The organism is Aquiflexum balticum DSM 16537 (assembly GCF_900176595.1).
In the GTDB taxonomy this organism is placed as follows: domain Bacteria; phylum Bacteroidota; class Bacteroidia; order Cytophagales; family Cyclobacteriaceae; genus Aquiflexum; species Aquiflexum balticum.
This window is the reverse complement of sequence record NZ_LT838813.1, coordinates 2,060,001-2,084,373: the sequence shown is the minus strand read 5'-3', so window position 1 is coordinate 2,084,373 and position 24,373 is coordinate 2,060,001. Positions and strand designations below refer to the sequence as shown.

Sequence of the window (24,373 nt, the reverse complement as noted above, 5' to 3'; positions counted from 1 at the left end):
CACGGGAGGTTCATTTCCGGATTATAATGTTACCAATTTCTTGTCCCTAAAGGGACGGAATAAAAATCTTTATCAAAACTTGATATATCTACATTTATAAAAGAATCTTGAAAAGACCATTTTTTAAGGGATATCAATCCCCCGTTTCACTCCCATTCTCTCCTTCAAAAAGTGTCTCCAATTCCACTGCCTGGATTTTTTCTACTTCTTCCAAATACCTTCCAAAAACTGCGGTGCTTCCATGGGTGAGGTAAACTTTCTCTGCATCGGTTGCCTTGATGGCAGAAATCAGCCCCTCCCAATCTGCATGGTCAGAGAGTACAAATCCGGCATCGGCAGCACGGCGGCGTCTTGCTCCACGGATATTCATCCAACCTGAGCAGATTCCTGTACGGTAAGGTGAAAACTTCTTCATCCAAGGACTTCCCATTGCAGATGGTGGGGCAATGATCAAAGCGCCTTTAAACCTGCTTTTGGGCACTTCCTGTGTTACCTTGGGTATATCAATGACTTTTACCCCACTGGCCATCAAAGCTTGGTTGGTATTCCATATGGCACCATGGGCAAAAACCTCCCCAATGGAATAATCAAGATGATTGATGATGCGTTGAGCTTTACCTAAAGAATAAGCGAAAACAACAGAATTGAGGCCCTTTTCAGCATTAGATCTCCACCAATTGTTCAGGCTATCGAAAATCTCCTTCTGGGCCTGCCATTTATAGATGGGCAAGCCAAAGGTACATTCTGACACAAACTCCTGGCATTTCACTGCTTCAAATGGTGCGGAAAGTCCATCATCTTCCACCTTATAATCCCCGCTGACTACAACTGTTTTTCCTTTGAGCTCTAATCTGATCTGGGAAGATCCTGGAATATGGCCTGCAGGGTGAAGCGAGATTTTTACACCATTAATAAGAATTGGCTCATTGTAGTCTAAAGTTTCCAAGGAAATATCCTGGCCAAGTCGGAGTTTCATCACTTCAGCGGAATGGTGATGGGCGAGGTAATGCTTCATCCCATACCGGGAATGGTCAGCATGTGCGTGGGTAATGATGGCCTTTTCAACCGGCCTCCATGGATCGATAAAAATATCTGCTTGGGGGCAGTATAAACCAGAAGGGGTCAGTTCTAAAAGGTTCATATTAAATTTTTGAACATGGTTAAAATTTTTTTGCCATTAAGCAATCATGCCAGAGGCAAGGAAATAGAAGACCAACGACCGAAGATGGGTTAGCCGCAGCATTTACCAAAAAATTAATTGAATCTGCCGTCTAAAGAATCTCTTCTAAATCCTTTCCCGGCTTGGGATAGCTTAATTTGGACAATCTCTTACCAATATGGTATTCGTCCAAACCTGAGACCGTAACTGTACCCAAAGCATTTAAATCCAAAGATCCATCTTCCCGAAGTCCTTTTTCATCTATTCTGATATGTTCAATAGACCCAATGACCATTACTGTACCATTTACTTGAAGGGTCTGGGTTTCTACCAATTGGCAACCCACCTGCAATGGACTTAATGAAACAAAAGGAGCATAAAACCCTTCAAGATAAAATTCTTTCAATCCTGTAGCATCAAATTCAGACCCTTCATATCTTGCTGCAGTCTGATGCGCATCTTTATAAAAATCCGATGTGACATGATTGAGTGTGAAAAATCCAGTTTCAAGGATGTTTTCCAGTGTATGCCTGGGAACAGTATTTGGCCTGAAAAGAACTCCCACCAAAGGGGGTGTGGCCCCTATGTGAAAAACCTGTGAAAATGGAGAAAGGTTGGATACGCCTGATTTACTTTTTGTACCAATGAGGTTGAGACTTTTATAACCTGAGAGGCCATTGATGAAGTCTCTTCTAAAAAAAGATTCAGCCTCTAAAATCGAGGCTTTATCAAAATGCTGCATCATACCAATATAGCTTCTTCTATAGATTCGCAGTATTTGATATCCAAAAGGTGAATGATATTGTCAGGGTTGTTTTTAATAATCTGATCTTTGGCAATCATCACCATTTTTTCAAACCATTTTTCCTCAGGAAGTATTTTCCTGTGTTTGGAAAGACCGAATTCCAACATCTTGTTTTTCCAATTCAAAAAGTACCATTCCATGGTAGGTTGGTGAAATGCTCTTAATGACCTTTTGTCAAAAATGAATTTTTCAAATTTCCCGTTTTCGACAATTCGACTGATTTCTTTAAAAACCTCTTTAAAATCATCTATTGGAATATAATCTGTCATGAGTTCACAAATTATCATACCCGCTTTATGATTGGCATAAACCCTAGCATCTCTAACCTCAAACAGCAGTTCGAAATTATTGATTTCTATTGCATTGGCTGTAATATTCATGATGCTGATCAATTATTTAGTGAAATGAACGGTTTTTTAAGTGGTGGCCATTGGTGACCTCAGCTTTGAAGCTACCCAGATTTTCTTCTAGACGTATAGCATAATCCAAGGTTGTCTTTATTAGTTCCTGTTGGGATTGGATTTGTTCTTTCAATCTTGCCAATTCCCTGTTCATATCGGCCAATTTAATTTCATATTCCTTTTTCAGCCTTTCCTTTTCAAGCCTGGCCTTTTCCAGTTCTTCCCTGAAAATCAAAAATGATTCCGGTGGAGTCCTCATAATCTTTGTACTTTAATCTTCGGGATAATACCCATATTTTACTACACTAAATTCAACAAATTGTTTAAAAAAATGTGCTCTTACCTTAAGGAGGACAATCCCCCATCAAGGTGCATAACCTGACCTGTCATCCAACTTGCGTTATCTGACAAGAGGTAAACAGCAGCCGAAGCAATATCCTCAGGTTGACCATATCTTCCCAATGGATGTCTTTTATTGGAAGCTTCTTTTTTATCCTCGGTACCCAACAGCTGACTTGCTAATGGGGTATCAGTTAGTGAAGGGGCTACTACATTGACCCTGATTTTATTGGGTGCCCATTCTGCCGCCAATGATTTTGCCAATCCCTCTACAGCACCTTTGGCACTGGAAATGGAAGAGTGGAAGCCCAATCCAATACCTACTGCTACTGTACTGAAAAGCACCACAGCGGCAGAATCTGATTTTTTCAAACCTTTCATACAGGCCTGCAAAACTCTAACCGCACCTAGCACATTTACATTGTAATCTTTTTGAAAATCTTCAATTGTAAAACGGTGAAATGGTTTTAAATTGATAGTACCAGGACAATACACCAATCCATCAATCACCTCGGGTAAATTTGGAATACCATCAAAATCCTCAGCGACGTCCAATTTATGATCACCTTCTCCGCTTCTGGAATAATTATACACCTTAGCCCCCATTTCAGTGAGTTTTTCCAAAATGACCTTCCCAATTCCAGAGTTTCCTCCAATGATTACAATGTTTTTACTTTTCATCTTTTGGTATTTATCTTAATAATCAAATAGGATTAAAAATGTTTATTCTATCCATAAATTCTTTGAATTTGAAAAATCATAGCGCTTTTTGAACGATGGAATTAAAAAAATAAAAACCCAAAAAATATATACCAAATCCTATAAAATATAAAGACCGGAGTTTGCTCCCCGGTCTTCAAATTGGTTTAGTTTTAACGGTATTTTATAAACTGATATATTTCATGAATTCTGATTTGGTATTGTCATCTCTATCAAATTTGCCACTGTAAAATGAGGTGACTGTAGAGCTATTGACATCCTGCACACCTCTGGTTGAAACACACATATGGTGTGCATCAATTACAACAGCCACATCATCTGTTCCCAATGCCTCTTTCAATTCATTCCCAATCTGCATTGTCAATCTTTCCTGAACCTGAGGTCTTTTGGCATAGTATTGTACTATCCTGTTGATTTTAGAAAGCCCAATAACACTGCCATTTGAAATGTAAGCAACATGTGCTTTGCCATAAATCGGAACGAAGTGGTGTTCACAGTTGGAAAAAAAAGTAATGTCTTTTTCTACCAACATTTCATTGTATTTATATTTATTCTCAAACAATTTAGCAACGGGCTTATTTTTTGGATTCAGCCCGCTAAAAATCTCTTTTATGTACATTTTGGCTACTCGATGGGGAGTTCCTTTCAGACTATCATCAGAAAGATCCAATCCCAGAATATGCATAATTTCCTTGAAATGCTTTTCAATCAACTCAATTTTGAGCTCATCATCCATTTCAAATGCATCCTCTCTTAGGGGAGTTTCAAGTGAGGTTCCAATATGTTCGTCTCCTATTTCATCCGTAGGACGGGAACCATTAATTCCCATTGTATTCAACAAAATTTCTTTCTGTTTCATATAGTCGAATTATTAACTCGTGTTTTGAATCGATTTTTTTTCTTAAAATATTCCAAATAACCACAGCAATATTTTCCGCTGTTGGATTGATAGTTCTAAATTCATCAGTATCTAAATTAAGGTTTTTATGATCAAATCTGTTAAGCACGTTCTCTTTAATCAAATCACTCAGGATTTTCATATCATACACATACCCTGTATCAGGATCAATTTCACCCACCAATTTGACAATCAATTCGTAGTTATGTCCATGGTAATGGGGATTATTGCATTTCCCGAATATCATCTGATTTTTTTCGTCTGACCAATTTGGGTTATATAATCTATGAGCTGCATTGAAGTGCTCTTTTCTATATACTGCTACTTTCATTGTTTTACAAACAGGGATTACTTCTTTTTTGTTTAATATTTATTAAATTTCTTTAAACAAAAATTATAAGGAATTGGAAACCAATATACTAATGATGTGAAAAAACATTTAAATTTTAATTTGAATGAATTCAAAAAATTAAACACCCAAATAAACAAAAACAGTTCCATTACATCATATATTGCCAAAAAGCATTTTAAATAGACTTCAAATCATTTCCTTTTTTTAAATTAATTTAATTTGCAACTTATAGAAATTGGAACTTTTTTTGTAATCATATCATTACCAAACAGTAATGCAAAAAATCACCCTAATAATACTCCTTCTTCTCGGCAGTTCGTTTTCCAATTATTTCCTCGTAAATAGTTCGCCTTCAACTATTTTATTGGAAATGTCCTCAGAAAGCCATTTTGTAGAACTTATCAGTTCCAATAATTCCAATTCAGCATTTCCCTTTCCTGAAAGAGATGTTTTATCTCTTGGTATCAAAGGTTATTTAAAATTAAAAGACCAAGGGAAATTACCCGAGGGAAAGCCGTTGACCATCATCGATTTTTCAATACCTTCTTCCGAAAAAAGAATGTGGATTATTGATATGGAAGATGGACGTATAATACATCATGGTCATGTTTCACATGGAAGAAATTCCGGTGACTTACTGGCAAAAAACTTTTCAAATACCAATTCTTCCTACATGAGTAGTTTGGGTTTTTACCTCACTGCAGAAACCTACCAAGGTAAACATGGTTATTCTTTGCGATTGGATGGCCTCGAAAAAGGATTTAACGACAATGCAAGAGACAGAGCAATAGTTATCCACGGGGCAGATTATGCGCGGGAGGATTTTATCAGACAAACCGGTAGATTAGGCAGAAGCTTGGGCTGTCCCGCTCTTCCAAACGAAATAGCAGGAGATATTATTGATTTGATCAAAGAAAGGTCTTTACTTTTTATTTATGGTAAGGACGACAATTATCTGAATCAATCCCAAATTTTAAACGCATGAAAATTTAATTACTTTATTTTTTGGAGGGAACTGAATATCTCTGGATCCCGATCATAAATATCCTCTCTGAAATAAGAATTACCTTTTCCGTCTGTCCAAGAAGTCAGGTACAGGATTACCACAGGAATCTTTCTATCCAGCATTACAGTCTGTTCTTTAGTCTGATTCATTGCATTTCGGATTTTTTCATCTGTCCAGTTAGCATCAAATGACAACAGTAATTTTGCAAGTTCAAAAGGTTTTTGGATTCTGATACAACCATGGCTCAGGGCCCTGTCTTCTCTGGCAAAAAGGCTGCGGGATGGTGTGTCATGAATATAAACACTGTATTTATTGGGAAACATAAATTTTACCAAACCCAGTGAATTCTGCTCACCTGGTTCTTGCCTGACGATATAAGGAAAATTGCGTGGATTTACCTTAGACCAATCAATGGTATTTGGATCCACAATTGTTCCTGATGAAGTCAGCAGCTTCATATTTTTCTTGGCAAGGTATTGATTGTCTTTTTTTACTGCCGGAATTATCTCATTTCTCGTAATTGAGGAGGGAACAGTCCAAGTAGGGCTAAAGACTATGTATGCCATCGGGGCATTGAACTGTGGGGTAGAATGATAACTTTTACCAACAATAACTCTTGAAGTAAGAACTGTATCTCTTTTTTGAATAAAGTCCAATTGGAAATTGGCAGTATTCACCAAGATCAGTTCCATGTCTTTGATGCTGTCAGGAAGCCACCTCAGCCGCTCCAAATTCACTGAAGCTGTTTTGATGAGTTGTTCCGGAGTCATATTGGAAGCTCGAATTGTACCTTGGCCGATCACCCCATCAGGTTCCAATCCATGACGTTTTTGAAGGATTTTTATACCAGACTCCATAATGCTGTCATAGATCTTTTCCTCAATGGGCTCATAAGGTTGCAAAAAATTCCAGAAATAAAGTCTTTCCCGGATTTCCGGAATAACATTGTTTGACTCTCCCGGTTTGATAGATTTATCAGTCTTCAAGGGTTTCCAAGTTGCCAATGTCCCCTTGGTAAATCTGTCCTGATCATCAAACAATTGCCTTAAACCGTCCCGCATTTTTTTGTAAATGGTAAATGAAGGATAAAGTTCTTCAAAACTTTTCCGGATGCTACCATTGGCCAATGCTGATTCCAACCTGAGATCAATCCTCAGTTCAGGGGTATTTCTTTGGATATTCCAAGTGGTCTTCAGACTTTCGGGATCAACTTTACCTTTGCTCAAATGAGAAGATAACATCACAAAAGCATCTGTCAACAGCACATCCACAGCCGCTAGATCAGTATTATTCAACACTTCACCCGTTTTTTGGCCAGCCTCTATCCTTTCAAAATATGAATTGATCAATGCCAAATGGTAGTCATTGGGATTCAGTCCATCAAATTTTGACTGCTCAATTTCGTACCGCATCTCATAGGCAATTTCCAACAGTTTTTTATCCTTCAACCAAGCAGGAGTAAAATGTCTCTCACTATAAAACTGATTGATTACTACAGAGCTGAATAAATCTTCACCTGCGATTTGAGATCTTTCATCCGGACTTTGGCTTTCGAGATAGTTTCTGATAAAATTTGGGATGTCATTTTCTGAATTGAACTGTTGACCAAAAACAGGTCCATAGAACAAAATCATCAGAACTTGCAATACGTATCTTTTCATTTTATTTCTTTTTCTTCCATTGGATGGAATATAAATCCAATCTCCTCTGATCCAGATTCCTTACACTCCCTGCCTTTCTCTGCTTGGTCAAAAGGTCCAAGTCAACATCCGCAACGATGGTAGTCTCCGCATTTTCAGCAGCTTGGGCCACAGTAGCATCATGGGGAAAAGAAAAATCAGAAGGTGAATAAATCGCGGCTTGGGAATATTGGATATCCATATTTTCTACTCTTGGGAGATTACCGACAGATCCTGTAATGGCGACATAACATTCATTTTCCACCGCTCTTGCTTTTGCACAGGTATTTACCCTTAGGAAAGCATTTTTGGTATCTGTCCAATAGGGCACGAATAATATGTCCATTTCCTGTTCGGCCAAAATCCTGCCCAATTCAGGAAATTCCACATCATAACAGATCAGGATACCAATTTTTCCTGCATCTGTATCAAACACTTTAATCCCATTACCTCCCTGAAGTCCCCAATAGGCTTGTTCATCAGGTGTAATGTGAAGTTTGTATTGTTTGTCTGTGGTCCCATCTCTCCTGCAGAGGTAGCTGACATTCCTGAGTTTTTTTCCATCGTATTCAGGCATACTACCTGCTATAATATTGACATTATAGGAAAGTGCCAGGTCACTCATCCTGCTTACGATTTCATCTGTATAATCTGCGAGATTTCTGATGGCCTCAGAAGCATCCATATCATTGAATTCAGCCAAAAGTGGGGCATTGAAAAATTCAGGGAGCAGACAGAAATCTGATTTGTATCCAGATACAGTATCCACAAAAAACTCCACTTGCTGCATCAGGTCATCTACACTGTTGAAACGGCGCATTTTCCATTGCACCAATCCCAAACGTACTATTGACTTTTTATTGCCGATCAGTTTCTCGTCTTTTTCATAATAGATATTGATCCACTCCAAGAGGGTGGCATAGGCTCTCGAATCAGTATCTTCAGGCAAATATTTTGTGATCACTTTTCTGACGTGAAATTCATTGGCCAACTGAAAAGACAAAACAGGATCAAAAATTTCTTTGCTTTTGACCAGATCGATGTATTTGCGTGGAGTCATTTGATCGGCATATTTGGAATATCCCGGAATCCTTCCCCCTGCAATGATCGAACGCAAATTCAGGTTTTCACATAGTTCTTTCCTGGCATCATATAACCTTCGACCCAGTCGCATGCCCCTGTATTCCTTATGTACAAAAACATCCGTCCCATATAGCGTATCCCCATCATCATCATGGGTATCAAATTTACCAAAACCTGTAATCTGATCGTAGGTATGGTTATCGCCGAATTTGGTATAATCAACTATCAAGCTCAGGGCCGCGGCCACTACTTTACCGTGATCTTCTATACAGATCTGACCTTCCGGAAAAACCTTCAGTTGATTTTTTAACTCCTGTCTTGACCAAGCACCACCCTGATCTTTATAAATTGTGACCATGATTTCACGTATGTCGTCATAGTCTGAAAGTTTAATATTGCGGAGCTTAAGCCTATGCTCCAATTCATCTCTTTGCTTACTCATAGCACAAAATTAACTATAATTCAATCAATTATTTCTTATTCTTATCAAATGGAATCAAAAACAAAACTATCTTCCGTAGTTCAAACAATTTTTTGACCAAAGCCATTAATATCTTATATTAATTCCAAATTGGCTATCAAATTAACTATCAGTATTTAGATTGAAACCATAAAATTTCAAAAAAACAGGAAAACTTAAGTGGATAAATTTTTAGAACTATTAAATGATATCTTCAACTACCGGTTGTTTGCAGTGGGAGAGTCTAATCTTACTATCGGATTGATCTTGACCTTGATTTTTTCGATCGTTGTCTTGTTGATCATTGCCGAGTGGATAAAAAAATTCATTGTTGTAAAAGTTCTTAAGAAATACAACATAGAACAAGGGACAAGACAATCGGTAGGCACCATAGTCAAATATGTCTTGATTATTGCTGGGATGTTTTCCATTCTCCAAACAAATGGAATTGACCTGAGCGCATTTGGAATTCTTGCAGGAGCTTTGGGTGTCGGTATAGGTTTTGGACTTCAGAATATCACCAATAATTTCATCAGTGGCTTGATCATTCTTTTTGAACAACCAATTAAAGTGGGGGATAGAATTGAAGTTGGAGATACTTCGGGAGATGTCATCAAAATTTCTGCAAGATCCACTACTGTTGTGACCAATGATAACATCAGTGTCATTATTCCCAATTCCAAGTTTATAGACGACCAAGTCATCAATTGGTCACATAATGACAGAATGGTCCGGTTCAATTTTGCTGTTGGAGTCTCCTACAAAGAGGATCCTCAAAAAGTGAAGCGGGTTTTGATGGAAGTGGCAATGGATAACCCCAATATTCTTAATTCTCCCGAATCTGATGTTTTGTTCGAAAAGTTTGATGACAGCAGTCTTAATTTCAATTTAAGAGTCTGGACTTCCGATTATATCAACAAGCCTGGAGTGTTGAAAAGCCAACTTTATTATGAAATTTTTAGGAGATTCAGTGAGGAAGGAATAGAAATTCCTTACCCTCAAAGAGATATTCATATTATCAGCAGTAAGGAAAAAATTGAATAATTGGTTTTTTTTATATTTCTTTATGGGATTATTATATATCTCGCCCATAATTGCCCTATTTACGATTAAATATGCTTTTCAATGAAAAAGTTACTATTGTCAATTTTTATTATATTCCTAGCCTTTGAGACCTTTTCCCAAAGTTTTAACAGATACAAGTTTGATGCACCTTGGTCAGTTTCAGCTTCATTAGGCCCTACTCAATATTTTGGCGAATTATATTCTTTATGGAAATACAATGAAGGCATTCAGCCTGATTGGAATGTCAATATGGCCGTTAGGAGAACCGTCGGGACATATATAAGACTGAGAGCTGATTTTACTTATTATCAGATTTCAGGTCAGGACCCTCCTGCGGATCCCAGAAGTTTGAGACAACCTCGAAATCTTCATTTTATGGCAAGGAACTGGGAGGCGGCATTTTTGGGTGAATTCCATATCAAACCGGTAAAGGTTTATAATATTACCAGAAGTTTTATCAACATATATGCATTGGCAGGTGTAGGTATTTCGTCCAATAATCCCAGAGCAGAACTCAACGGAAGTTGGGTTGATCTAAGACCTCTGCAGATTGAAAACAATCCATACGAAAAATATATTATTGTTTTCCCAACAGGAATTGGCATGAAATACAAGCTCAATGTCTACACTGATCTTACTTTGGAAATGAACTACCGGTGGACATTGACTGACTATATGGATGATATCAGTGCCTATAATGTCAGTGAGTTTTACCTGGATTTGTTGGAAGATTATGGCGTAAATGGAAATGGCCCAAGGCCGGACAGGTTAAGACTAGCCATTAGAAATCCTGACTTTATCAAAGAAAACGGGGAACCTGACACAGACCGAATACTGAATAATGGGGGCAGAATAAGAAGGGGCTCCGGATTGGATGAAAGATTTGACGGTTTTCTCTCCTTCAATATTGGCCTCGAGATCTATCTATCCAGGGATATTTGGGATAACTGGATTTTCAGAAACAGGATTTATGAGAAAAGTTTTAGATTCTGGTAGTAAAAGATTTAAGATCTGAGATTTTAGATTTAAGATTTTTTCGGCAATACAACTAGTTTTGATTTTTTCACATCAATTCAAGGATGAATTTTAACGGGTCGGTTTTCTCCGATCTTCTGTCTCCAGTCTTCCTTCTTTGGTAAAAGCAATTAAGGAAATTTCAGCCATTTCCCGCTTATTTTTCTATTTTTGCAAGCAATTCATTCAAAGCAACGCATTAATTCAATAATGGCAGATTACAATTTTCAGGAAATAGAGAAAAAATGGCAGTCTTACTGGGATAAAAACCAGATTTTCAATGCCGAAGTAGATCATTCCAAACCTAAGTTTTATTCCTTGGATATGTTTCCTTATCCATCTGGTGCGGGACTTCATGTGGGTCATCCACTCGGTTATATAGCCTCAGATATCATTACCCGGTACAAAAGGCTACAAGGATTCAATGTACTACACCCTATGGGCTATGATTCCTTTGGACTACCGGCTGAACAATACGCCATTCAAACTGGGCAACACCCGGCGCTAACTACTGAACAAAACATCCAAAGATATACCGAGCAACTCAAAAATATCGGTTTTGCTTTTGACTGGTCCAAAGAAGTCAGGACGTCCGATCCTGAATATTACAAATGGACCCAATGGATTTTTATGCAGCTTTTTGATAGCTACTATGATAAAAAACTAAACAAAGCAGTAAAAATTGATTCTCTGATTGCTTTTTTTGAAAAAGAAGGAAATTCAGGAATCCAAGCAGTATGCGACGAAGAAACCCCTTCCTTCTCAGCAGAGGATTGGAATACCTTTTCTGAAATTCGAAAACAGGAAATACTTCTTCACTACAGACTTACATTTTTGGCCGAAACTACGGTCAACTGGTGTTCTGCACTTGGAACAGTCCTTTCCAATGATGAAGTGAAAGATGGATTTTCCGAGCGAGGTGGGCATCCCGTAGAGCGGAAAAAAATGATGCAGTGGAGTATGCGCATCACGGCCTACGCGGAGAGACTGCTACAAGGCTTGGAGAATTTGGATTGGTCTGAACCCATTAAAGAGATGCAGAGAAACTGGATCGGGAAATCCATCGGTGCAGAAATGGTCTTTCAGGTCAAGGGGCAGGACAAAATGATCAAGGTTTTTACAACCCGAATTGATACCATCTATGGGGTAACTTATCTGGCACTTGCACCTGAACATGAATATGTGGATGATCTGATCACTGACGATCAAAGATCCAAAGCAGAAGCCTATGTGGAGGTGGCAAAAAACCGGTCGGAAAGAGATAGGATGTCGGATGTTAAAACCATTTCGGGAGCTTTTACAGGATCTTATGCAATCAATCCATTCAATGGAGAAGAAATCCAAATCTGGATAGCTGATTATGTACTGGCCGGATATGGAACAGGTGCTGTTATGGCTGTTCCGGCCCATGATGAGCGGGACTATAATTTTGCCAAGCACTTTGGCTTGGAAATTAGACAAGTGATTGAAGGAAGTATGGAAAACGGTTCCTTTCCAGGCAAAGGAGGGATGATTATGAACTCCGGATTTATTTCAGGAATGGAAATGAAAGAAGCGATGAACAAGGCAATCTCATTCTTGGAGGAGAAAAAAATTGGTAAAGGAAAAATCCAGTATAGGATGCGCGATGCGATTTTTACCAGACAAAGATATTGGGGAGAACCACTTCCTGTATATTTCAAAGACGGCTTACCCTACCTTATAGAAGAATCAGATCTTCCGTTGGTTTTACCTGAAGTAGATAAATACTTACCTACAGAAGATGGGGAACCACCTTTGGGACGGGCTAAAAACTGGACTTATAAAACAGATCAAGGGGAGTTTCCGCTGGAAAAGAGTACCATGCCAGGTTGGGCAGGATCGAGTTGGTATTTTTTCAGATACATGGATCCCAAGAACACCGAGAAATTTGTAGATCCCAAAAATGAAAAATATTGGGGCGCAGTAGACCTGTATATAGGAGGAGCGGAACATGCTACAGGTCACCTCTTGTATTCCAGATTCTGGACAAAATTCCTTTATGACATTGGAGCAGTAAGCATCGAAGAACCTTTCCAGAAAATGATCAATCAAGGAATGATTCAGGGAAGGTCCAATTTTGTTTACAGGGTCAAAGGCTCCAATAAGTTTGTCAGCTTCGGCCTTAAAGATAAGTATGATACTTCGGCTATGCATGTAGATGTCAATATTGTACACAATGACCAATTGAATATAGATAAATTCAAAGCATGGAGACCTGATTTGGCTGATGCCGAATTCATTTTGGAAGATGGGAAATATATATGTGGGGCTGAAGTGGAAAAAATGTCCAAGTCAAAATACAATGTGGTCAATCCTGACGACATCATCGAAAGATATGGCGCGGATACACTTAGGTTGTATGAGATGTTCCTAGGTCCTTTGGAACAATTCAAGCCTTGGAACACCAATGGTATCGACGGGGTGTTCAAATTCCTGAAGAAAATGTGGAAGCTATATCATGACAGCCATGGTCAATTCCAAATTTCGGATGAAATGCCAAATAAGGAGGAGCTAAAAACTCTACATAAAACCATCAAGAAAACTCAGGAAGATCTTGAAAATCATTCCTTCAATACCTCGGTGGCCTCTTTTATGATCTGTGTAAATGAACTGACTTCTCTTAAGTGCAATAAAAGGCAAATTCTGGAACCATTAGCTATTCTTGTATCCTCTTATGCACCTCATATCGCTGAGGAATTATGGTCATTGATGGGGCATAATGAATCAATAATTTATGCTTCTTTCCCTGAATTCAAGGAAGAATACTTAGTGGAAAACAACCATGAGTATCCTGTATCCATCAACGGAAAAATGAGAGCAAAATTGACATTGCCACTTTCTTTGAGCAGGGAAGAAGTCGAAAAAGCCGCTTTGGAAGACCCAATTGTTTTAAAATGGACAGAAGGGAATCCACCAAAGAAAGTGATTGTCGTTCCAGGCAAAATCGTAAATATTGTGATTTAATAGGTTGAATAAATTCTTTATATCCTTTGCGGCAATTGCATCATCAGGTGTTATGGCTTACTCCTTTTGGCGGGAGATGATAGGATACATGTGGCTTGATGAAAACTTAGAGCTTGTACAAAGCGATCATCCTGACGTTCCCTACTTCCATTCTTCTGAAGAATTATACCTGAAAGTATTGTTTATTTTTGGTTTAATATTCAGCCTGATTCTAATTGGCGCTGTGACTTTCACAATAAAGCAAAAATGGGGATGGGTATTTTTCTTTTTTGTGTTATCCATGATGACAATTTTGGCTGTAATGGTCAATGGCGCAATAAAATAGTTTTAACTTTATAACCTGAATAAAACATCATGAAAATCACAATTAACTCAGTAGTAGGGCTTACCTACGAATTGAAAGTAAGTAAGGAAGAGGAAAATATTGAATCAGTTCCATTTAGTGTGGAAGTAAGGGATCAAGAAGATCCATTTTATTTCCTTTTCGGAAACAGCGGCCTCCCCGAAAAATTCGAATCCTTTTTAGTAGGAAAAAGCAAAGGAGAACCATTTAATTTTATCATTTTAGCAAATGAGGCTTATGGTGAAGCTGATGATGAATTGATTATGGCACTACCTAAATCCCAATTCACTGCTGAGAATGGATTTGAACCCGAAATGTTTGAAGAGGGAAATTTTCTTCCTTTAGTAGATGAGAACGGCTATCCCATGCAGGCAAAGGTTTTAAAAGATCTGGGCAATGAAGTACTTTTGGACTTCAACCACCCTTTGGTTGGTTTTGACTTGCATTTTGACGGGGAGGTACATGAAGTTCGGGAAGCCACTGCGGAAGAATTAGAACACGGTCATGTCCACGGAGAGCACGGTCATCAGCATTGATCCGAACTGGAACTATTGAAAATAATACCCTGAATTCCCCTCTTTCTTGTCAAAATCAGATTGATATTGGCGGGGTCATGTTTAGGATAAATTCGTTGTTAAAATATTCGGGGTAAATCAATGCTTTTAAACTATTGTCCCGCCCCCCTTTACGCCACGTCGTAAAAGGAAGCGGGCTGAAAAAACAAAAAACTGTTTTAATCTGAATGAATCCCTGCTTTATTGGAAATCAAAAAATTCTAGAAGATTTAAAATTTGATTTCACTTGATGCATTCCATTTTAAAAATACCCTTTCACCGACTTCAAAAATTCGCTTTTTATCTTCTATTAACCATTGTTCCCCACCAGGAAGTTTTACAGTAAGTTGATTATAATGCACCAAATACTTCCTTTCCATGATTTTAGCAGGAATGCCGCTTGTCTTAAAAAGTTGGACATCTGATGGGCGGATGTAGGTTCTCGTTTTGTCCGGAATGGGATTTAAATGACTGAATAGCTTGGCAGCATAGAGATTTTTTGGCTTTTCAAATATTTCCTTTGCTCCGCCCTGTTGGATCAATTTTCCTTTTTGAATAATGACCAAATGATCGGTCATCAGCAAGGCATCATCCAAATCATGGGTAACAAAGATAACTGTCACACCAAGCTGATCAAACATGGTCTTCAATTCTGCAATCAATTCCCTTCGCTGAATGGTATCCAAACTCGAAAACGGCTCATCCAAAAGCAAGACTTGAGGTTCGAGGCTTAAGGCCCTTCCGATGGCAACTTTTTGCTGTTGTCCCCCCGAAAGCTCTTTGGGGAGTTTGTCTCTATGGATTTCCAACCCAAGCAGATTGAGAAGTTTTTCTACCCTGGCTTTTCTGTACTCCTTTTCAAAAAGCAATAAAGGCCTACTGATATTCTGTTCAACCGTTGATTTGGGGTATAAATGATATTCCTGAAAAACCAATTGAATTTCCTCAAATCCGGGAACAAGGTTTTCTTTGGGATTTAGAATACGGGTATTTTCAAGAAATATTTCTCCCGAATCCCTGTTTTCCAATCCTGCTATAATTCTTAAAAGCGTGCTCTTGCCTGACCCACTCTCTCCTACCAATGAAATGATTTTTCCCTTTGGGATTTTCAAAGAAAAATTCTTCAAGACGAAATCACCTTTTCGGTAAGTTTTTTGTATGGAATCAATATTTAAATAAATCATGAAGCTGTAATTGAATCCCTTGTAATTTTTGGCAAACTTTTAAAAATCAATTCATAAGAGTGATCCACCAGTTCCAAAATAAGCTTATCGGGTACCGAACCATCAAAAGTAACAGTATTCCAATGTTTTTTATTCATGTGATAACCGGGTATTATCCCATCAAATTGCTCTCTCAGTTCAACAGCTCTTTCCGGATCACATTTCAGGTTTACACTTTCAAAAAGTTCTATATCTATAATAGCAAAAATTTTGCCTCCCACTTTAAAACAAAGTGTGTTTTCGTCAAAAGGAGTGTCCTCGGTAGTTCCGGGTTTGGTCAGGCAATATTCTCTAAAAAAAGTAATGTTCATCAGTCATTTCGAATATTGTCCCAATATACAAAAATCAAATTTGCCTAACTAAGACATCACTCTTTTGGCAATCCAAACAATAATCGCAGCAAGAAACATCAGTATGGAAATTTTGTTGATGCCATGCATCATTTTTAAATTGAAATTATTGGGCATGCTAGGATCCGGCTTTTTGAAAACCCGAAAAAAATAATTTCCTACTTCCCCAAGTTGAAAAAATTCTTTAATTCTATTATTAGCCATACTCTTATTCTTTTATTTAGATATTTTGATAACAATTATGTTTCAGAAAGATTCAGGTTGATTCTGATTTTCAAATTTAACTTACCATAAGGTTAATCTCATTGAACTTCAGGTTCAATCCATACCCCGTCTTTTTTGATGATTTCTATCAACTCATCCACAGCCCTTTCAGAAGGGACGGACTTTTTCACGACTTCTTTTCCCTTATACAAGGTTATTTTCCCTTTTCCGGAACCTACGTACCCAAAATCAGCATCTGCCATCTCACCCGGTCCATTGACAATACATCCCATGATGCCTATTTTGACTCCTTTGAGATGATCTGTCCTTTTTCTGATCATGGCAGTGGTTTCCTGCAAGTCAAAAAGGGTCCTTCCGCAAGACGGACATGAGATGTATTCAGTTTTAGACATCCTTGTCCTGGCTGCCTGAAGCACACCAAAAGAGACGGAATTATGTAATTTGACGAGATCCAATGTTTTTGCCCTGTCAATATTTTCATAATTGTCAAGCCCTATCAGGATACCTTCCCCCAGGCCATCCACAAGCAATCCGCCGACATCGGTAGCCGCATATAGCATTGTTTGGTCTTTGCCCTGATTGGAATACGCCACTTTAACAACAACAGGAATCAAGCTATGGTTTTCCATTAATGTAATAAATGCTCTTCTCAATGCAGGCATATTATGCGGATTGTCGCTGCTTAGGATAATTACCACATCTTTTCGGCCTTCTAACAATTCAACTGCCCTATTTACTTCCACATCAGATAAAATCAAAAAATTCAATCCATAATGGAAAGTTTCAGCTCCTTCAAATTCTTCCAGATTAAAAGCAGGAAATTTATTGACTCGATCTTCTTCATTTAACCATATAGCATAATTCTGAATTTCCTTCATGCCGTTGGGAAGCATAAATGGAATTGGGTTGGAGCCGGAGAACACATAATCTGCTCCTTGATCATTCATTTTCCACTTATCCAATTCAGGTAAATAAAAATGTCCTACAGTTTTCATTTCTTTCTCAGTAATGTGAGAAAGCGTGGAAATATCAGCTATTACTCTCGGGACATTTGTTCCACCAAAATTAAAGACCTCAACGCTATCGCGCTTGTTGTATTCAAAAGGAGTGATCGGATAATTTTTTATTTCCTCTATAGGGGTATGATTCTCTCTAGTTATGTATCGATCTACCAAAATTTTGGCTACCGGTGCTTCGAATTCAGGATCTTCAGTCAGCGAAACTCTTACCGTATCCCCTAAACCATCTTCAAGAAGGGTCCCAATTCCTACAGCAGACTTGATTCTTCCATCTTCGCCATCACCCGCTTCCGTTACACCCAAATGTAGGGGATAAGGTTGGAATCCTCCTTCATCAAGCTTCTGGACTAATAACCTATAGGCCTGCACCATTACCTGGGTATTAGAAGATTTCATTGAAATCACAATATCATGGTAATTTTCATCTTCACATATCCTCAAAAATTCCAAAGCAGACTCCACCATACCCAAAGGGGTGTCGCCATATCTACTCATGATTCTGTCAGAAAGCGAGCCGTGATTGGTCCCGATTCGCATGGCAGTACCGTGTTCCTTACAAATCCTGATTAAAGGAAGAAAGCGTTGCCTGATCCGGTCCAGTTCTTCCTGATAACTTTCATCTGTATACTCGATATTTTCAAATTTCTTCTTATCAGCATAATTTCCGGGATTTATCCGGACTTTTTCCACTATTCCCGCAGCTATTTCGGCAGCATTAGGGGTGAAATGGATATCTGCAACCAAGGGAGTATTGTAACCTCTTTTCCTCAATTCATCCTTTATATTTCTGAGATTTTCAGCCTCTTTTATACTTGGAGCTGTAATTCTGATGAGTTGGCAGCCACTTTTTATCATGCTGACACATTGTTCTACAGAACCTAAGGTATCCATAGTATCTACAGTGGTCATAGATTGTACCACAATAGGGTTGTCTCCTCCTATTACAACATCCCCAACTTTTACGGGAATTGTTTTTCTTCTGTAATATTTGGTAAGGCTATTACAATAGCTGATTTTTTCCAATAATGCTTTGGTTTCCATACTGATTATAAATCTCCTAACTGTGGTCTAATAACTATTTCTTCAACAACTGAATAAGGGGAAAGGTTATACGCCCCCCAAACTGATTCAGCTACATCTTCAACTTTCATAAATCTTTCTCTTGGGATATCCACGCCTTCCCAACTTGCCGTGAAAGTGGCTCCTGGCAAAACTGAGGTTACCTTAATGTTGGAATCTTTCAACTCCTGCCTAAGGCACTTAGTAAATCCCAACATCGCCCACTTTGATATCGCATAACTCCCGCCATTAGCGTATGCTGTAAGTCCCGCAATAGACCCAATAGAAAAGATATATCCTGAATTTCTTTTTATCATTTCGGCTGTAAAACTTCTCGTCAGGTAATACGCCGAATAAAGATTGGTCTGCATCATCAATTCAAAATTGCCTTCCGGTTCTGAATGAATAGAACCGGGAAGAAATATTCCAGCATTATTTACCAACACATCCGGGATGGCGAATTTTTTAACTTCATCCGCAAAAGCCATCACTTCCTCTTTGATGGACATATCAACTTTTCTGACGGTAATTTGTTGATTTGGAAATTTGGTATAAAAATCCCTCTCCAAATCACTCAGATCTTTTTCATTTCTGGAACAGGTAAAAATATCAAAACCCTCAAAAGCGAACCTCTCAATGATGGCTCTTCCGATTCCTTTAGTACCGCCTGTTACCAAAATGTTTTTTGACATTTTATTAGTGCTTTAATAATTAGTATAACAACTATCTACAGGGAACAAAGTTACATTTTTTTAAAAACTTTGCGAACTTAAACGGATATTCCGATCAGCTCTCTTTATTTTATACTAATTTTAAACTCATGGAATCACAATCTACCGACAGGCTTGAGCTGGCGGCCCATTTTGTCAACAGCACGAACAGTCCTATTTTTTTAACCGGAAAAGCTGGAACTGGAAAGACGACATTTTTGCGGAATCTTACCGAAATTACGCACAAAACTTATGTAATTGTAGCTCCTACAGGTATCGCTGCCCTTCATGCCAAAGGTGTGACCATTCATTCACAGTTTCTGCTTCCTTTTGGAACATTTATTCCCACCAAAGAACCCGAGGGAAATTTTTCGGCAAGTGGAAATTTTTATACTCAATTTAGTCTTGGTAGAAGACATACTTTGAATTTGGCTAGAAAAAAGGTATTGAGATCAATCGACTTACTGATTATAGATGAAGTCAGTATGTTGAGAGCTGATATACTGGATGCGATTGATTATAGATTGAAAAGTGTAAAGCGAAATTTCAATGAGCCATTTGGAGGTGTTCAAGTGCTGATGATCGGAGATTTGTTTCAATTGCCACCAATAGTCAAGGATTTTGAATGGCAAGTACTCAACAGGTTTTATAAGAGTATGCATTTTTTTGAAGCCAAAGCTCTTCAAAACTCAGGGATGGTTTACCTCGAACTGGATAAAATTTTCAGGCAAAAGGACGATAAATTCATCAATATCCTCAATAATCTAAGAGACAATCGAATTACAACTGAAGACATCATTGTCTTGAATAGCCACTTCAAAACTGAAGAGGAAATTAAAAATCTCAAGGATAACATCATCATTACCACACATAACTATAAAGCAGAAGAGCATAATCAAAAAGAACTGGCAGAATTGAAAAGCAAATCCTACTTTTTTGAAGCGGTTATCGAGAAGGATTTTCCCGAAAGTTTATTCCCGATTCCAAAAACGCTGGAATTAAAAGAAGGGGCTCAAATCATGTTTATCAAAAATGATGCAAGTGGCTATGCTGATTATTTCAATGGAAAGATGGCAAAAATCAAAACTATTGATGATGATGGCATCAAAGTCACCATGACAGATTCAAAAATAGAATACACGCTTAAGCGAGAGGTGTGGGAAAATAAAAAATATATTGTTAAGGAAGATACAAAGGAACTTGAAGAAGATATTATCGGAACCTTTGAGCAATATCCTGTAAAACTTGCTTGGGCAGTTACTGTTCACAAAAGTCAGGGTTTAACATTTGACAAAGCTATCATTGATGTTGGTCAGGCATTTGCGCCGGGGCAGGTTTATGTTGCTTTAAGTAGATTGAGAAGCCTTGATGGATTGACATTGCGCACGCGCATCCAATCGCATGTTATCAGTTCCGACCATGATGTAGTTCAATTCACAGCAAGTACTGAACATCAGTCCCCATTAAGGGATTTATTAGCAGACCATCAAAAAATATATATTCGAAAACTATTGGAATCTACTTTTGATTTTGAAGAAATCATTCAAAGCTTTGATGCCTTTGCTAAAGATTCTGAAAGCAGTATGAAATTTGAAGATCCTGAAATGGGAAATGCAATAGCAGATATCTATAAAGACATATTAAGCGAAGGATCCAATTCTTTTAAATTCCAAAAACAGTTGTTGAGTTTGCTTCACCACAATGATGAACTCAATTTAATGGATAGATTGGAAAAAGGGTCTGAATACTATTCTACTTTACTTAAGGAGAGTTTAAAAAAACTTTTGATTCACTCAGCTGAAGTTGAGCAATTTTCCCAAACAAAGAATTATTTGGAGGGCATTTCTGAGCTGGAAATTATTGTTTTAAAGAAAATCGGTGAAGTCCAAAAAGTAACATTTTTAATTCCTGCAATTATGAATGGTGAAGAAATAGGTAAGATGACTGAAATCACCAAAAACCTTATTCAGCTAAGGATAACCCTGGAGCAAGAAGCAAAACAAACTGCAAAGGAGAATCCAAAATTCGCTTCTACAAAAACAGGTAGAAAAAGGAAAGGAAAAGGTGAATCAAAAATTAAATTAGAAAAGGGCGAGACTTATGAAATCACTTATGAATTGAGTCGGTCAGGAAAATCCATTTCAGAAATAGTCAGCCTAAGAGGACTAACTGAATCCACTATTAAGGGTCATTTAGCCAAAGGTATTGCGTCTGGCAAAGTGGATATCCACCAACATTTTGAGGATGAATTGATTCAAGAAATCAGTGATTTAATCGAAAAAGTGAATGGAGAACTTTCGTTTATCATGCAAAAAAATTCCGCAAAATATGATTACGGGACATTGAAAATGGTAGCAGCATATCTGGGGAATCAATAGTCTGAAAACAGATTTTTTTACTTTTTTTAGATAAAATAATCCTTGATTATATTTCCGCTTCTATGAATTATTAACAAGTGGTAGAAATCATCTAGTAACCGACCTATCCAAATTGACTCAAAGGAGTGAATAACAAAAGGAGTTTATTGCTTTGAAACGCCAAAAGCCAGCTTTAGGGGCTGGCTTTGTGATAATGTGGCGGCGGCCTACTCTCCCGGGTGTAACCCCAGTACCATCGGCGCTGCAGGGCTTAACTTCTCTGTTCGGGATGGGAAGAGGTGGGACCCCTGCGCTGGGCCGCCTAATCTTTCTGTACCAGGTACAAAGTACGATGTACAATGCTGGATACAGTGTCCGCTATGGGACCAATATCTTAAGTTCAAGATCTTTGTACTTTGTACTTGGTACTCAGATTCATGATATGTCTCGCAGAGAATGCGGCAGCTTCGGACTGAAGCAAGTTTTCGGGCTATTAGTACTGCTCGGCTTTGCCATTCCTGGCTTTACACCTGCAGCCTATCAACGTCATCGTCTCTGACGGCCCTGTTTGGAAGTCTCATCTCGGAGGGGGTTTCGCACTTAGATGCTTTCAGCGCTTATCCCTTCCCGACGTAGCTACCCGGCAGTGCAGTTGGCACCACAACCGGTACACCAGCGGTCAGTCCAACCCGGTCCTCTCGTACTAAGGTCAGCACTCCCCAAACTTCCCACGCCCGCAACAGATAGGGACCGAACTGTCTCACGACGTTCTGAACCCAGCTCGCGTGCCACTTTAATGGGCGAACAGCCCAACCCTTGGGACCTTCTCCAGCCCCAGGATGTGACGAGCCGACATCGAGGTGCCAAACCTCCCCGTCGATATGAGCTCTTGGGGGAGATCAGCCTGTTATCCCCAGAGTACCTTTTATCCTTTGAGCGACGGCCTTTCCATGCAGTACCGCCGGATCACTATACCCGTGTTTCCACCCTGCTCGGCTTGTCGGCCTTACAGTCAAGCCCCCTTATGCTATTGCACTCCGCGCACGGTTACCAAGCGTGCTGAGGGAACCTTTGGAAGCCTCCGTTATCCTTTTGGAGGCGACCACCCCAGTCAAACTACCCACCAAGCAATGTCCCCCGTACATACGGGGTTAGATACCAGGCAAACAAAGGGCGGTATTTCAACATTGACTCCACAGCGCCTGGCGACGCCGCTTCACTGTCTCCCGCCTATCCTACACATCGTTTACCCGATACCAATGCTAAGCTGCAGTAAAGGTTCATGGGGTCTTTCCGTCCCGTTGCGGGTACACGGCATCTTCACCGTGACTACAATTTCACCGAGCTCATGGCTGAGACAGCGCCCAGATCGTTACACCATTCGTGCAGGTCGGAACTTACCCGACAAGGAATTTCGCTACCTTAGGACCGTTATAGTTACGGCCGCCGTTTACCGGGGCTTCGATTCAATGCTTCCCTTGCGGTGACATCCCCTCTTAACCTTCCGGCACCGGGCAGGTGTCAGGCCTTATACTTCATCTCTCGATTTCGCAAAGCCATGTGTTTTTGCTAAACAGTCGCCTGGGCCTTTTCACTGCGGCCTCCCGCCATCGCTGGCGGATAGGCGCCCCTTCTCCCGAAGTTACAGGGCCATTTTGCCGAGTTCCTTAGCCATGATTCACTCGAGCACCTCAGGATTCTCTCCTTGACCACCTGTGTCGGTTTGCGGTACGGGCTGTCATACGCTTATCGCCAGAAGTTTTTCTTGGAAGCTTTTGGGGACTCTATCCGCGCTCCCGAAGGATTGCGGTACTTTCAGGTTCGGCTATCTCCACGCATTTGACTATGGAAACAATACCTACTCCCTTCAACGCGGTATTCCGTCACCGCGCGGTCCTTACAACACTCCGTCACTCCGTCACCTGTATGACAGGTATGGGAATATCAACCCATTTTCCATCGGAATCCCCCTTCGGGTTATCCTTAGGCCCCGACTGACCCTGATCCGATTAGCGTTGATCAGGAAACCTTGGTCTATCGGTGTGGGGGTTTCCCGCCCCCATTATCGTTACTTATGCCTACATTTGCTTTTCCAAACTCTCCAGCACACATCGCCATGTGCATTCACCGTGTTTGGAATGCTCCCCTACCAGATCCCCCCGTAGGTACGGGAGGAAATCCTACGCTTCGGTATTACACTTGATGCCCGTTTATTATCGACGCCCTGCCGCTCGACCAGTGAGCTGTTACGCACTCTTTAAAGGAATAGCTGCTTCCAAGCTAACCTCCTGGCTGTCTCTGCAGCTGGACCGCCTTTGTTCAACTTAGCGTAAATTCCGGGACCTTAGCGGTAGGTCCGGGTTCTTTCCCTCTCGGACACGGACCTTAGCACCCATGCCCTCACTGCCGCTACTGTATGACGGCATTCGGAGTTCGTCAGGATTTGGTAGGATATGACTCCCCCTAGTCCTATCGGTAGCTCTACCTCCGTCATACATTCCGCGACGCTGTTCCTAAAAACATTTCGGGGAGTACGAGCTATTTCTCAGTTTGATTGGCCTTTCACC

At 39.5% G+C, this 24,373-nt stretch carries 21 protein-coding genes and 2 rRNA genes (1 of these 23 running past the window's edge); 7 read left to right on the top strand and 16 right to left on the bottom strand.

The window, feature by feature from the left end:
- Positions 1-133: 133 nt before the first annotated feature.
- The 7 genes from B9A52_RS08955 to B9A52_RS08925 form a co-directional block, all read right to left on the bottom strand.
- On the bottom strand, positions 134-1,141 hold the full coding sequence (locus B9A52_RS08955; protein WP_084119983.1) for a ligase-associated DNA damage response exonuclease: 1,008 nt from the start codon (positions 1,139-1,141) through the stop codon (positions 134-136).
- Between the two features lie 130 nt (positions 1,142-1,271).
- Complete coding sequence (locus tag B9A52_RS08950) at positions 1,272-1,904, bottom strand: flavin reductase family protein (protein WP_084119982.1); 633 nt, start codon at positions 1,902-1,904, stop codon at positions 1,272-1,274.
- Positions 1,901-2,344 (bottom strand): hypothetical protein, encoded by a 444-nt coding sequence (locus tag B9A52_RS08945; protein ID WP_084119981.1) that lies wholly within the window; start codon positions 2,342-2,344, stop codon positions 1,901-1,903. The genes B9A52_RS08950 and B9A52_RS08945 overlap by 4 nt, the downstream gene beginning before the upstream one ends.
- A 16-nt stretch (positions 2,345-2,360) precedes the next feature.
- Positions 2,361-2,624: a hypothetical protein gene (locus tag B9A52_RS08940; RefSeq protein ID WP_084119980.1), complete on the bottom strand. Its 264-nt coding sequence runs from the start codon at positions 2,622-2,624 to the stop codon at positions 2,361-2,363.
- A gap of 80 nt (positions 2,625-2,704) precedes the next feature.
- On the bottom strand, positions 2,705-3,385 hold the full coding sequence (locus B9A52_RS08935; protein ID WP_084119979.1) for an SDR family NAD(P)-dependent oxidoreductase: 681 nt from the start codon (positions 3,383-3,385) through the stop codon (positions 2,705-2,707).
- Between the two features lie 202 nt (positions 3,386-3,587).
- Positions 3,588-4,283: a GTP cyclohydrolase I FolE gene (gene folE / locus B9A52_RS08930; RefSeq protein WP_084119978.1), complete on the bottom strand. Its 696-nt coding sequence runs from the start codon at positions 4,281-4,283 to the stop codon at positions 3,588-3,590.
- Entirely contained in the window at positions 4,243-4,653 is a 411-nt protein-coding gene (locus B9A52_RS08925; protein ID WP_084119977.1) for a 6-pyruvoyl trahydropterin synthase family protein, read from the bottom strand. The genes folE and B9A52_RS08925 overlap by 41 nt, the downstream gene beginning before the upstream one ends.
- A 391-nt stretch (positions 4,654-5,044) precedes the next feature.
- Between B9A52_RS08925 and B9A52_RS08920 the strand changes: the two genes are divergently transcribed.
- Entirely contained in the window at positions 5,045-5,659 is a 615-nt protein-coding gene (locus B9A52_RS08920) for a murein L,D-transpeptidase catalytic domain family protein (protein WP_317045537.1), read from the top strand.
- Between the two features lie 8 nt (positions 5,660-5,667).
- Here the strand turns inward: B9A52_RS08920 and B9A52_RS08915 are convergent, their stop codons facing one another.
- Positions 5,668-7,341, bottom strand: coding sequence for a L,D-transpeptidase family protein (locus tag B9A52_RS08915; protein WP_084119975.1), 1,674 nt, complete (start codon positions 7,339-7,341; stop codon positions 5,668-5,670).
- A 1-nt stretch (position 7,342) separates the two neighbouring features.
- Entirely contained in the window at positions 7,343-8,884 is a 1,542-nt protein-coding gene (locus B9A52_RS08910) for a bifunctional GNAT family N-acetyltransferase/carbon-nitrogen hydrolase family protein (protein ID WP_084119974.1), read from the bottom strand.
- Between the two features lie 198 nt (positions 8,885-9,082).
- On the opposite strand from B9A52_RS08910, the gene B9A52_RS08905 reads away from it, so the two are divergent.
- From B9A52_RS08905 to B9A52_RS08885, 5 genes are all read left to right on the top strand, one after another.
- Complete coding sequence (locus tag B9A52_RS08905; protein ID WP_084119973.1) at positions 9,083-9,946, top strand: mechanosensitive ion channel family protein; 864 nt, start codon at positions 9,083-9,085, stop codon at positions 9,944-9,946.
- 81 nt (positions 9,947-10,027) lie between these two features.
- Positions 10,028-10,963: a hypothetical protein gene (locus B9A52_RS08900; protein ID WP_084119972.1), complete on the top strand. Its 936-nt coding sequence runs from the start codon at positions 10,028-10,030 to the stop codon at positions 10,961-10,963.
- A gap of 228 nt (positions 10,964-11,191) precedes the next feature.
- Positions 11,192-13,966 (top strand): leucine--tRNA ligase, encoded by a 2,775-nt coding sequence (leuS, locus tag B9A52_RS08895; protein WP_084119971.1) that lies wholly within the window; start codon positions 11,192-11,194, stop codon positions 13,964-13,966.
- A gap of 52 nt (positions 13,967-14,018) precedes the next feature.
- On the top strand, positions 14,019-14,291 hold the full coding sequence (locus tag B9A52_RS08890) for a hypothetical protein (RefSeq protein ID WP_231955528.1): 273 nt from the start codon (positions 14,019-14,021) through the stop codon (positions 14,289-14,291).
- Positions 14,292-14,320: 29 nt separating this feature from the next.
- Positions 14,321-14,845, top strand: a complete 525-nt coding sequence (locus B9A52_RS08885; RefSeq protein WP_084119969.1) for an FKBP-type peptidyl-prolyl cis-trans isomerase — start codon at positions 14,321-14,323, stop codon at positions 14,843-14,845.
- A 248-nt stretch (positions 14,846-15,093) separates the two neighbouring features.
- On the opposite strand, the gene B9A52_RS08880 is transcribed toward B9A52_RS08885, so the two are convergent.
- From B9A52_RS08880 to B9A52_RS08860, 5 genes are all read right to left on the bottom strand, one after another.
- Positions 15,094-16,047 carry an ABC transporter ATP-binding protein gene (locus B9A52_RS08880; RefSeq protein ID WP_084119968.1) on the bottom strand — a complete coding sequence of 318 codons (954 nt, stop codon included), beginning with the start codon at positions 16,045-16,047 and terminating at the stop codon, positions 15,094-15,096.
- Positions 16,044-16,397: an MmcQ/YjbR family DNA-binding protein gene (locus B9A52_RS08875; RefSeq protein WP_084119967.1), complete on the bottom strand. Its 354-nt coding sequence runs from the start codon at positions 16,395-16,397 to the stop codon at positions 16,044-16,046. Before B9A52_RS08875 ends, B9A52_RS08880 begins: the two co-directional genes overlap by 4 nt.
- Positions 16,398-16,445: 48 nt before the next feature.
- Entirely contained in the window at positions 16,446-16,640 is a 195-nt protein-coding gene (locus B9A52_RS08870; protein ID WP_084119966.1) for a DUF6728 family protein, read from the bottom strand.
- Positions 16,641-16,738: 98 nt separating this feature from the next.
- Complete coding sequence (gene ispG / locus B9A52_RS08865) at positions 16,739-18,721, bottom strand: (E)-4-hydroxy-3-methylbut-2-enyl-diphosphate synthase (RefSeq protein ID WP_084119965.1); 1,983 nt, start codon at positions 18,719-18,721, stop codon at positions 16,739-16,741.
- Between the two features lie 5 nt (positions 18,722-18,726).
- Entirely contained in the window at positions 18,727-19,431 is a 705-nt protein-coding gene (locus B9A52_RS08860; RefSeq protein ID WP_084119964.1) for an SDR family oxidoreductase, read from the bottom strand.
- A gap of 128 nt (positions 19,432-19,559) precedes the next feature.
- Between B9A52_RS08860 and B9A52_RS08855 the strand changes: the two genes are divergently transcribed.
- The gene (locus B9A52_RS08855; protein WP_084119963.1) at positions 19,560-21,827 is read left to right on the top strand and encodes a helix-turn-helix domain-containing protein; all 2,268 of its coding nucleotides are present in this window, start codon (positions 19,560-19,562) and stop codon (positions 21,825-21,827) included.
- A gap of 193 nt (positions 21,828-22,020) precedes the next feature.
- Here B9A52_RS08855 and rrf read toward each other — a convergent pair.
- Together rrf and B9A52_RS08845 are read right to left on the bottom strand one after the other, a co-directional pair.
- Positions 22,021-22,132 (bottom strand): 5S ribosomal RNA (rrf, locus tag B9A52_RS08850).
- Positions 22,133-22,279: 147 nt separating this feature from the next.
- Positions 22,280-24,373: ribosomal RNA gene (locus B9A52_RS08845) — 23S ribosomal RNA — on the bottom strand (it continues 804 nt past the right edge of the window).